Origin of the sequence: Nocardia barduliensis (assembly GCF_013315795.1) — a bacterium.
GTDB classification, from domain to species: domain Bacteria; phylum Actinomycetota; class Actinomycetes; order Mycobacteriales; family Mycobacteriaceae; genus Nocardia; species Nocardia barduliensis.
The window spans coordinates 1-10,475 of the sequence record NZ_JABLTE010000174.1; the positions used below are offsets into that span (position 1 = coordinate 1).

At 69.8% G+C, this 10,475-nt stretch carries 10 protein-coding genes and 1 pseudogene; 1 reads left to right on the plus strand and 10 read right to left on the minus strand.

Annotation, left to right across the window (positions count from 1 at the left end):
- Positions 1 to 113 precede the first annotated feature (113 nt).
- The 5 genes and pseudogenes from HOV91_RS41340 to mqo all read right to left on the minus strand — a co-directional run.
- Positions 114 to 209 (minus strand): annotated as a pseudogene (locus HOV91_RS41340) (nucleotide-binding protein); the annotation flags it as partial.
- Positions 210 to 279: 70 nt separating this feature from the next.
- Complete coding sequence (cobO, locus tag HOV91_RS36955) at positions 280 to 894, minus strand: cob(I)yrinic acid a,c-diamide adenosyltransferase (protein WP_174189852.1); 615 nt, start codon at positions 892 to 894, stop codon at positions 280 to 282.
- 177 nt (positions 895 to 1,071) lie between these two features.
- Entirely contained in the window at positions 1,072 to 3,075 is a 2,004-nt protein-coding gene (locus HOV91_RS36960) for a magnesium chelatase subunit D family protein (protein ID WP_312884926.1), read from the minus strand.
- A gap of 159 nt (positions 3,076 to 3,234) precedes the next feature.
- Positions 3,235 to 3,690 carry a GNAT family N-acetyltransferase gene (locus HOV91_RS36965; RefSeq protein ID WP_174189854.1) on the minus strand — a complete coding sequence of 152 codons (456 nt, stop codon included), beginning with the start codon at positions 3,688 to 3,690 and terminating at the stop codon, positions 3,235 to 3,237.
- A 19-nt stretch (positions 3,691 to 3,709) separates the two neighbouring features.
- Entirely contained in the window at positions 3,710 to 5,224 is a 1,515-nt protein-coding gene (gene mqo, locus HOV91_RS36970; RefSeq protein ID WP_174189855.1) for a malate dehydrogenase (quinone), read from the minus strand.
- A gap of 300 nt (positions 5,225 to 5,524) precedes the next feature.
- Between mqo and HOV91_RS36975 the strand changes: the two genes are divergently transcribed.
- Positions 5,525 to 6,601, plus strand: coding sequence for an alpha/beta hydrolase (locus HOV91_RS36975; RefSeq protein WP_312884924.1), 1,077 nt, complete (start codon positions 5,525 to 5,527; stop codon positions 6,599 to 6,601).
- Here HOV91_RS36975 and HOV91_RS36980 read toward each other — a convergent pair.
- From HOV91_RS36980 to map, 5 genes are all read right to left on the minus strand, one after another.
- Complete coding sequence (locus HOV91_RS36980) at positions 6,581 to 7,144, minus strand: alpha/beta hydrolase (protein WP_174189857.1); 564 nt, start codon at positions 7,142 to 7,144, stop codon at positions 6,581 to 6,583. The two genes, HOV91_RS36975 and HOV91_RS36980, sit on opposite strands and share 21 nt — an antisense overlap.
- 56 nt (positions 7,145 to 7,200) lie before the next feature.
- The gene (locus tag HOV91_RS36985) at positions 7,201 to 7,593 is read right to left on the minus strand and encodes a type II toxin-antitoxin system VapC family toxin (RefSeq protein WP_174189858.1); all 393 of its coding nucleotides are present in this window, start codon (positions 7,591 to 7,593) and stop codon (positions 7,201 to 7,203) included.
- A complete protein-coding gene (locus tag HOV91_RS40720) occupies positions 7,590 to 7,838 on the minus strand; it encodes an AbrB/MazE/SpoVT family DNA-binding domain-containing protein (RefSeq protein WP_174189859.1) in 249 nt (82 codons plus the stop codon). Before HOV91_RS40720 ends, HOV91_RS36985 begins: the two co-directional genes overlap by 4 nt.
- 126 nt (positions 7,839 to 7,964) lie before the next feature.
- Positions 7,965 to 9,503, minus strand: coding sequence for a cobyric acid synthase (locus tag HOV91_RS36995; protein ID WP_174189860.1), 1,539 nt, complete (start codon positions 9,501 to 9,503; stop codon positions 7,965 to 7,967).
- Positions 9,504 to 9,570: 67 nt separating this feature from the next.
- A complete protein-coding gene (map, locus tag HOV91_RS37000) occupies positions 9,571 to 10,434 on the minus strand; it encodes a type I methionyl aminopeptidase (RefSeq protein ID WP_174189861.1) in 864 nt (287 codons plus the stop codon).
- Positions 10,435 to 10,475: the final 41 nt, after the last annotated feature.

Genomic DNA, 10,475 nt, shown 5'->3' on the forward strand with positions numbered 1-10,475 from the left:
GGTCGACCCAAAGGAATACAGCGCCCATTGCCGGGAGGACCCTTGGGGTCCTATCCGGACCCTCCTGGCCGCTGGCTACGGGAACTTCTCGGCTTCCAGGCCGGCGACGTGTACCTGTGTCCCGCGCGCCGCAACGCCCCCACCAACCCGGTCGCCACGGTCGTCTTCCCGCTCCCCGACGCAGGCGCCGCCACCACGACCGCTCTCATCCTCGCCCCCACCGCGCGCGTGGCACACGGCCTTTCGCGATTCGCCGCAGCCCTGCACCGCTCGCGACGGTCACCATTCGATGCCTCGCTGGCCTTTACGGCCCGCGTCCATGGGGTGCTTGAGTTTGGTCATCTCCGTAACGAGGTCGGCGGCTTCGAGAAGGGGTTGGGGTGCGTCGCGGCCGGTGATGACGACGTGCTGGTTGCCGGGCCGCGCGTTGAGGGTGTCCACTACTTCGGCGACGTCCACCCAGCCCCACTTCAGGGGATAGGTGAACTCGTCCAAAACGTAGAAGCGGTGCTGTTCGGCCTTCAGGCGGCGCGCGATCTCCTGCCAGCCGGCCAGCGCCGCGGCGGCGTGGTCCTGCTCGGTGCCCTGTTTACGGGTCCAGGACCAGCCCTCGCCCATCTTGTGCCATTCGACCGGCGCGCCCGCGCCGGTCTGCTCGTGCACCGCGCCCAGGGCACGGAAAGCGGCTTCCTCGCCCACCTTCCATTTGGCACTCTTCACGAACTGGAACACCGCGACGTCGAAGCCTTGGTTCCAAGCGCGCAGCGCCATTCCGAACGCCGCCGTCGACTTACCCTTGCCCGGCCCGGTGTGCACCGCGAGCACCGGCTGATTGCGCCGCTGCCGGGTGGTCAGCCCGTCGTCGGGAACGGTTTCCGGAACACCCTTGGGCATCGAATCTCCTTGCTCGTCCTCGGATCACTTCCGAACCTGTGCGTCCAGACCTGGAGCCACCGGAGTCACCTCAGGCGCCCGGCCCGCGCACCGCGGAACGGAGTGCCGCAGAAACCTCCAGCACCGCCGACGGAGCGCCGTGCGGACTCCACCCGATACGCCGTTCGCCAGTCGCGCTCACGCTGCTGCTCTAGCCGCCCGCACCGACATCCCGGTCGGGCTCCCGGAACCCGCGCGGACGACGTCCGCCACCGAATCACCGGTCAGCTCGGCCAGCCTCAGATAACCCCCGCGCAGGTCGCGAGCCAGCTCCGCGGCCAGCCCAAGACGGATCATGCCGCGTTCGCAGTCGACCACGATCGAGGTGACCGCGTCCCTGGCGAGCAAGCCGGCCGCGGCGCGGGCGCGCGGAACCGGATCGGCGCCGCCCGTGGCACGACCGTCGGTGAGCAGCACCAGCATCGGCCTGCGGCGCGGATCGCGCACACGCTCACGCAGCACGACCTCCCGTGCCCGCAACAGACCGGCGGCCAACGGCGTCTTCCCGCCGGTGCGCATCCCGGACAACCGGCGCACCGCGATGTCCACCGACGACGTGGGCGGCAGCACGAGTTCCGCCTCCGCGCCGCGCACGCTGACGACGGCGACCTTGTCGCGGCGCTGATAGGCGTCCCGCAGCAGGGTGACCACCGCACCGGTGACGGCGGACAACCGGTCGCGGGCGGCCATGGAACCGGAGGCGTCGACCACGAAGACGACCAGATTCCCTTCTCGCCCTTCCCGATACGCGCCACGCAGGTCGGCGGCGGCCAGCCGCAACGGCCCTTCCCCTCGGCCACGGGAACGCTGATGCGGCGCGGCCGCGAACACGGTACCGAGCAGATGCAGGCCCGCGGAGGTGTCGGTGTTCGGACGCACTACGCGCCCGTGCCGTGATTCCGCACGGGAGCGCCGCCCCGGAGCGCCTTCGCCGACGCCGGGCACTTCCCAGCGCGGGGTGCGCGCCCCGGCGGAAACCGGTGCGCCACTGCGTCCTTCCGCCGACTTGCCGCCGCCCGGACCACCGGGTGGCGACGGGTCTTCTGGGCCGTCGTCCGGATCGTCGCCCGCACCCGCGTCGTCCGCCGTCGAACCGCTCGGATCGCCGGTCGGCTCGGTCGCGCCGTCCGGTTCGGACGTCTCGTCCTCGCGCCGCGCCTGCGCCGCCGCGTCGCGCATGGCGTCGTCGAGCTGCTGTTCGCTGATGCCGGGCTCGTCGAACGGATCGCGGCGACGCCGGTGCGGCAGCGCCAGTTCGGCGGCCACCCGCACGTCGTCCTCGGTCACCGCGTCGCCGCCGCGCCAGGCGGCGTGCGCCGTCGCGGTGCGCGCGACGACCAGATCGGCGCGCATCCCGTCGACGTCGAACGCGGCGCACAGCGCGGCGATCCGGCGCAACTCCACGTCGTCGAGCACCACCCGCGCCACCCGGTCGCGGGCGGCGAGGATCCGCTCGGCCACCTCGTGGTCGGCCTCGGCGTATCGGGCCGCGAATCCGGCCGGGTCGGCCTCGTAGTCCAGCCTGCGGCGCACCACAGCCATGCGCACGTCCACGTCCCGGGAGGCCGCCACGTCCACGGTCAGGCCGAACCGGTCCAGCAGCTGCGGACGCAGCTCGCCTTCTTCCGGGTTCATCGTGCCGACCAGCACGAAGCGCGCCGGATGGGAGTGCGAGACGCCGTCGCGTTCGATGTGCACCCGGCCCATCGCCGCGGCGTCCAGCAGCACGTCCACCAGATGGTCGTGCAGCAGGTTGACCTCGTCGACGTAGAGCACGCCGTGGTGGGCCGCGGCCAGCAAGCCGGGCCGGAACGCCTGCTCCCCGTCTCGCAGCACCCGCTCCAGGTCCAGCGAACCGACCACGCGGTCCTCGGTCGCGCCCACCGGCAGTTCCACCAGGCGGGCCTGCCGCGCGCCGGTCTCGTCCACCACCGGCGGCAGCAGCTGGGCCAGCGCGCGCACCACGGTCGACTTGGCGGTGCCCTTCTCCCCGCGCACCAGGACCCCGCCGATGCCGGGATGCACCGCGCAGAGGATCAGCGCCAGCTGCAACCGTTCCTGCCCGACCACCGCCGAGAACGGGAAGCCCGCTTCACCGTCCGAGCCCGGACGCGTTCGGCTGCGCTGATCGGACGTCGGCACTGTTTCGGCATGGGACACGGACACGCCCCAACTGTAAGCGCGCGCCCTCGCCCACCCGACAGGGCCCTTCGATTCAGAACCGATGCGGGCGGGCGTCGGAAGATGACGCACCCACTCCGGAGCGGCCCGGAGTGGGTGCGAACGGCGGCGCGGGAGGTGCTACTCCCCGCCCCGGCGCATCGGCACGTGGGCGATGCCGTCTTCCTCGAATTCCGGGCCGTCGACCTTGAACCCGTGCTTGCTGTAGAGGTCGATCAGGTAGCTCTGCGCGCTCAGCCGCACCGTCGCCGAGCCGACCTCGGCCAGCGCCGCCTGCACCAGCCGCGTGGTGTACCCGTGCCCGCGAGCGGGCGCCGCCGTACAGAGCCTGCCGATGCGGAAGCTCTTCACCCCGTCGTGGTGTTCCTCGCACAGGCGCAGCGTGGCGATCACCTCGCCCTCGTCATCGAGCCAGAAGTGCCGGGTCTCGGGAAGCAAGTCCTTCCCGTCCAGCTCGGGATACGCGCACTTCTGTTCGACGACGAAGACTTCGACGCGAAGTTTCAACAGCTGGTAGAGCGTCGCGGTATCGAGATCCTGCGCCCAGGAGCGTTTGAGAGCAACCGTTGACATCATCGCGTCTTGCTATCACAACTCAGGCGTGCGCCGCGACCCCCGTGTGCCTCGGCGTGTTCTCACCGCCGTCGACGAGGTTCAGCGCTTTGGAGGTCCAATCCCACACTTCGTGGAACAGCGCCGGGTCGTCGGAGAGCTTCACGCCCAGCGAGGGGACCATTTCCTTCAGCTTCGGCGTCCACTCGGCGTACTCCTGCGGGAAGCAGCGCTGCAGGACGTCCAGCATGGCGGTGACGCAAGTGGAGGCGCCAGGAGACGCGCCGAGCAGACCGGCGATCGAGCCGTCCTGCGCGGCGATCACCGCGGTGCCGAACTCGAGCACGCCGCCCACGCCCTTGCGGCGGATCACCTGCACGCGCTGGCCCGCGGTGATCAGCTCCCAGTCCCTGCCCTCGGCGCGCGGGATGAATTCCGACAGGGTGACCACCTTGCCCGCTTCGGACTTCAGCAGCTCGCTGACCAGGTACTTGGTCAGGCCGAGCTCGGTGACGCCGACACCGAGCAGCGAGAAGATGTTGTTCGGGCGCACCGACTTGAACAGGTCGGTGTTCTTGCCGTCCTTGAGGAACTTCGGCGTCCAGCCCGCGTACGGGCCGAACAGCAGGCCCGGCTTGCCCTTGATCACGCGGGTGTCCAAATGCGGCACCGACATCGGCGGGGCGCCGACGGCTGCCTTTCCGTACACCTTGGCCTCGTGCTGATGGATCAGCGCCGGGTTGACGCAGCGGAAGAACTGACCGCTGACCGGGAAGCCGCCGAATCCCTTGGCCTCCTTGATGTTCGCCTTCTGCAGCAGCGGCAGCGCGCCGCCGCCCGCGCCGACGAACACGAACTTGCTGATCAGCCTGCGGGTTTCCCTGGTGCGGACGTTGCGCACGGTGACCAGCCATGACCCGTCGGACTGCTTGGACAGGTCGCGGACCTCGTTGCCGAAGGCCAGGTCGACGCCGGAGGCGCCGAGGTAGGCGAGCAGCTCCTGGGTGAGCGAGCCGAAGTCGATGTCGGTGCCGCCGTCGGTCCAGTTCAACGCGATCGGGTCGGAGAAGTCGCGCCCGCGCGCCATCAGCGGCAACCGCCGGGTGAACTCGTCGGGGCTGTCGATGAACTCCATGCCCTCGAACAGCGGGTGCGGCGCCAGCGCCTCGTACCGCTTACGCAGGTACTCCACGTTTTCGGCGCCGTGCACGAAGCTGACGTGCGGAATCGGGTTGATGAACGCGGACGGGTCGCGCAGGATGCCGTTCTCCACGCCGTAGGACCAGAACTGGCGGGAGACCTGGAAGCGCTCGTTGATGTCGACGGCCTTGGTGATGTCCACCGAGCCGTCGGCGTTCTGCGGGCTGTAGTTCAGCTCGCAGAGCGCGGAGTGTCCGGTACCCGCGTTGTTCCACGGATCGCTGCTCTCCGCTGCCGCGGCGTCGAGCCGCTCGAACAGGGAGATCGACCAGCTCGGCTGCAGCTGCCGCAGCAGCGCGCCGAGAGTGGCACTCATGATTCCGGCACCGATGAGGACTACATCGGTCTTTTCAGTCATGGCAGCGTTCGGCACGGGTAGATCGACTTCCTTGTCCTTCTGCGCGGGCCCACCGGGCGGGTGGACCTGCCTGGGCACGGTGTGGTTGTGGCTCGGTTCCGGCGTCAGCCGGCCCCGAACGGCATAAGCGGGAGTCAGGTTACCCGCCGTTCACCTAAGCCCAATTGTGCACCTCACCACGCCGCGGCCCCGCAGCGAACCTGCTGAATGTGCGGAATGCGACAGAGATCGTCGTCACTTCGGCGGCAGGGTGACAGCCAAGGTCTGTCGGCGCGTGGCACCGTCCAATACATTGGTCGCGTGACGAACGAACAGTCCCTTGCCGAGCCGGTCAGCACTTCGCCGGATGGCGAAGGCTGGCGCCCAGACGTCCTCGGCCCGCACTATCAGCAGCGCACGCTGCCCCTCGGCCCCGACCCCGACGGCGAAGGCTCGGTGGACGCCACGCTGGTGCGCTACACCCCCACCGGCGCCGTCGCGCAGACCGCGGGCGCGGTGCTCTATGTCCACGGATTCACCGACTACTTCTTCCAGGAACACCTCGCCGAGCACTTCGCCGCGCGCGGATTCCAGTTCTACGCGCTCGACCTGCGCAAATGCGGCCGGTCACTGCGGGACGGGCACACGCCGCACTATGTGACGGATCTCGCTTTCTACGATCAGGAGCTGGCGGAGTCGTTGCGGATCATCCGGGCCGAGACCGGCGGCGCTTCCGTCGTGGTCAACGCGCACTCCACCGGCGGCCTGGTGGTATCGCTGTGGCTGGACCGGCTCAACCGCGCCCAGGGCACGGCCGCCGCGGGCATCACCGGCGTGGTGCTCAACAGCCCGTGGTTCGACCTGCAGGGCCCCGCGTACTACCGGACCGTCGGCACGCCGATCATCAAGGCCATCGGCCGGTTCAGGAAGATGGTCGAGCTGCCCGGCGGCGGCAAGGTCAGCACCTACGGCGACAGCCTGCACCACTCGGTGTCCGGTGAGTGGAATTACAACCTGGACTGGAAGCCGTTGCAGGGCTTCCCGGTGCGGCTCGGCTGGCTGCGCGCGATCCGCAACGGCCACGCGCGGCTGCACCAGGGCCTCGACATCGGGGTGCCCTCGCTGATCCTGCGCTCCCGGATGACCAAGTTCGCCAGGCAGTACGGCCCCGCCGTGGACGTGGCCGACGCGGTGCTCGACGTCAAGCAGATCCAGCGCTGGTCGGGCTGCCTGGGCGACCGCACCAACATGGTGCCGATCGACGGCGCCAAGCACGACGTGTTCCTGTCCGGCCCCGAACCGCTGGCGCAGGCGTTCCGGGAGCTCGACAACTGGCTGGACTGGCTGGCGGGCTATCAGGAAGCCGCGGGCGCGAAATCACCAGAGGCTGGTGCGTAGCACGATCTCGGTGGCCAGCTCGTGGTCTGCTTCGGTGGCCACGTTGGTGACGTCCACCTCGACCACCCGGAACTCGCCGTAGACGAACCGCCCCGACGCGTCGGCCACCGAGCGCGGCAGGTTCTTGGTGACCAGCAGCGTGGTCGGCACCTCGACCGGACCGGTGGCCGCGTCGGCCACCGCGCCGTCGGCCCCTGGCGCTGCGGGGTGCCCACGATCGGCCACAACCAGGCTCTGGAAACGGCCGAACACGCGTGCGCAGGACTGCCAGGCCAGTATCGCGCCCATCCCGCGTCCGGCGACGTTCACCCACGGCAGCCCGAGTTCGTCCAGGATCGCGGTCACGCCGGCCGGGTCGAGGCCCTCGATCGATTCCACCGCGAAGGTGCGCAGATCCGAGTTGTGCAGGCGGGCACACACCTGATCGAAGACGTCCGCCGCGTCACCCGCGTCGGGCAGCAGCAGCACGCTGTGCCGGGATTCCGGTCCGTCGATCCGCACGGTCCACGCCCGGTCACCGACCGTGATCTGCCGAGATTCCATGCCGAATCACGCTACACGGATCGGGGCACCGCCAGGGCCGGTCGGGGGTGCCCGATTCAGGCGAGCAGGCGCATCCCGGCCCGCTCACCTGCGTTGTGGTCGAAGGTGACGGTCAGCTCACACCCGGCCTCCTGGCCGAGCTGCTGGATCAACGCGTCGGCGAAGTCGGCGCCGTCGGCGGCCCGGCGCAGCGCCTGGCGCACGGTGTCGGAGCGTTCGACGACGATCTCGCTGGAGTCGAGCAGTCCGAGCAGTACGTCGGTGACCGCCTCGGGGTCCTGCTTGTAGCCGCGGCGCAGCACCCAGTGGATTTCGGCGAGCACGATCATCGTGATGTAGCCGGGCTTGCTCTCGCTGAGCCCGTCGATCACCTGGTTGGCCCGGGCGGATTGCTCCGGATCGTCCTGGGTGAGGTAGCGGATCAGCACATTGGCGTCCAGACCGATCATCGCGGCTTGCCTTCCACGACGTTGCCCGCGATCGCCTCGTTCATCTCGACCAGGCCGATCGGCGAGCCGGACCAGCCCACGATGCCCTTCAGCGACTTGATGGTGCGCGTTTCGGGCACCAGTTCGTAGGTGCCGTTGGCAGTGGGCACGAACGCGACCCGCACGCCCGTGCGCAGGCCCATCGCCACGCGCACATCGATCGGGATCGTGATCTGCCCCTTACTGGTGACCGACGCGGACACCACGTTCCCCCCTCGGCCACCGGGTCTCTTCTCCGCCGCCATCATCTCACACCCGACCGTCTCCGATCGGCCCGCGCCTTACCCGGGGCCGAATTCCTTACTGCAAGGTAAGGCGCGGGGTGGCCCCCGTCAACCGATACGGCCGCTCACGCCGATCGCCTCGGTGGCCAGGATGGGCAAGCCTACCGGCGCGCCCTCGGTGATCAGGCGCTCCAGCGCGGCCAGATCGAGGTGGGCCTCGATCAGATCGGCCAGCAGGTCGAGCTGCGCGGCCCGCACCGCCGCGACCGAGACATCATCGGCGACAACGAATTCCGACCGGCCCGCGGCAGCGGCCACCGCGCGGAGCCAACCGCGGCGCAACTCGTCGGATTCCAGCAGCCCGTGCAGGTGGGTGCCCCACACCACGCCGCGGACACTGCCTTCCGGCTCGCCGTCGATGGTGAGCCAGGCCGGATCACCGGTGTGCGTGACACGTCCGTGGTGGATCTCGTAGCCGCGTACCGCGACGCCCTGCGCATGCCCTGCGCTGCGACGCAGAACCTTGGACTCGGCGAACTCGACGGTCAGGTCGAGCAGGCCGAGCCCGTCGACCGCGCCCGCGCCGGACTCGACCGAGTCGACGATGCGGGTACCGAGCATCTGGTACCCGCCGCAGACGCCGAGGATCGGTCCGCCCGCGGCGGCGCGCGCCCGCAGGGCGTCGGCGATGCCGGTACGCCGCAACCAGCGCAGATCCGACACCGTCGCCTTGCTGCCCGGCAGGACCACCAGGTCGGCGCCCGCCAAGCGGGACGGCTCGCTCACCCAGCGCACCGAGACGCCGGGCTCGCAGGCGAGCGCCTCGACATCGGTGGAGTTCGAGACGCGCGGCAGCCGGATCGCGGCGACGGTCAGCCATTCGGCGCCCACCGGCGGGCGGGGGCGGCCGACCGGAGCGTCGGCGAGGGTGCCCAGCGAGTCCTCCGCGTCGATCCAGAGGTCCTCGGCATACGGGAGCACGCCGAGGGTGGGACGGCCGGTGAGTTCGGCGAGACGTTCCAGCCCGGGGCGAAGTAACTCGACCGCGCCGCGGAACTTGTTGACGACGAACCCCGAGATCAACCGCTGATCCTCGGGCTCGAGGATGGCGACCGTGCCGAAGAGGTGGGCGAGCACGCCACCGCGGTCGATGTCCCCCACGAGCAGCACCGGCAGGCCCGCGGCACGCGCGAGGCCCATGTTCGCCAGATCCGTCGCGCGCAGATTGATCTCGGCGGGCGATCCCGCGCCCTCGCAGACCACCACGTCGTATTCGTCCCGCAGCGCCGCGAGTTCGGCGGCCACCACGGCGCGCAACTCCCGGCGGTGCCGGATGTAGTCCTCGGCGCCCACGGTGCCGATGGCCTTCCCCCGCACCACCAGCTGGGAACGCCGGTCGCTGCCCGGCTTGAGCAGCACGGGATTGAACCGCACGCTCGGCTCGAGTCCACACGCCTTGGCCTGTAGCGCCTGCGCCCGGCCGATCTCCCCGCCGTCCAGCGTGACCACGGAGTTGTTGGACATGTTCTGCGCCTTGAACGGGGCCACGCGCACGCCACGCCGCGCCAGCATCCGGCAGATCCCGGCCACGACGACGCTCTTGCCCGCATCCGAGGTGGTGCCCGCGACCAGCAGCGCGCCCTTCATCGGCGGCTCGTCCGGTGCGCGGCCGCCCGGGACGTCCGGCCGACCGGATCGCGTCCGGTCCGGCCGGTCACGGGAGGGTCAGGATCTCGGTCCCCGATTCGGTGACCACCAGGGTGTGCTCGAACTGCGCCGTCCATTTGCGGTCCTTGGTGACCACTGTCCAGCCGTCGTCCCAGATCTCGTAGTCGATCCCGCCGAGGTTGATCATCGGCTCGATGGTGAACGTCATGCCCGGCTCGATGACGGTCTCCACGGCGGGCTGGTCGTAGTGCAGCACCACCAGCCCGCTGTGGAACGTCGGGCCGACACCGTGGCCGGTGAAGTCGCGGACCACGCCGTAGCCGAAACGATTGGCGTAGGACTCGATGACCCGGCCGATCACGTTCAGCGCCCGGCCCGGCCGGACCGCCTTGATCGCCCGCATGGTGGCCTCCTCGGTCCGCTCGACCAGCAAGCGAACCTCCTCGTCCACCTCACCGGCGAGAAAGGTCTTGTTGGTGTCGCCGTGCACGCCGTTGATGTAGGCGGTGACGTCGATGTTGACGATGTCGCCGTCCTCGATCACGGTGGAATCCGGGATGCCGTGGCAGATGACCTCGTTCAGCGAGGTGCAGCACGACTTCGGAAAACCCTTGTAGCCCAGCGTCGACGGGTAGGCGCCGTGGTCGCACATGTACTCGTGCGCGATGCGATCCAGCTCGTCGGTGGTGACGCCGGGCGCGACCGCCTTGCCCGCCTCCGCCAGCGCCTGCGCGGCGATCTTGCCGGCGATCCGCATCTTCTCGATCGTCTCCGCGGTCTGCACCCAGGGTTCGCGTCCCTCGTCGGCGGTCTTCTTCCACGCGTATTCCGGGCGCTCGATGGCGCGCGGAACTTCACGGGTGGGCGACAGTGTGCCCGGGACGAGCGGCTTGCGGGTGCGGACAGACATAACGAACAGCGTAATCGGCCCACTGCGCCGATGCCCTTCCC

Bases quoted from the DNA above. Each gene is read 5' to 3' on its own strand.
- HOV91_RS36965 (WP_174189854.1), bottom strand. From the start codon at position 3,690: ATGATGTCAACGGTTGCTCTCAAACGCTCCTGGGCGCAGGATCTCGAT.
- map (WP_174189861.1), bottom strand. From the start codon at position 10,434: ATGTCTGTCCGCACCCGCAAGCCGCTCGTCCCGGGCACACTGTCGCCC.
- HOV91_RS36995 (WP_174189860.1), bottom strand. From the start codon at position 9,503: ATGAAGGGCGCGCTGCTGGTCGCGGGCACCACCTCGGATGCGGGCAAG.
- mqo (WP_174189855.1), bottom strand. From the start codon at position 5,224: ATGACTGAAAAGACCGATGTAGTCCTCATCGGTGCCGGAATCATGAGT.
- cobO (WP_174189852.1), bottom strand. From the start codon at position 894: ATGCCCAAGGGTGTTCCGGAAACCGTTCCCGACGACGGGCTGACCACC.
- HOV91_RS36985 (WP_174189858.1), bottom strand. From the start codon at position 7,593: ATGATCGGTCTGGACGCCAATGTGCTGATCCGCTACCTCACCCAGGAC.
- HOV91_RS36980 (WP_174189857.1), bottom strand. From the start codon at position 7,144: ATGGAATCTCGGCAGATCACGGTCGGTGACCGGGCGTGGACCGTGCGG.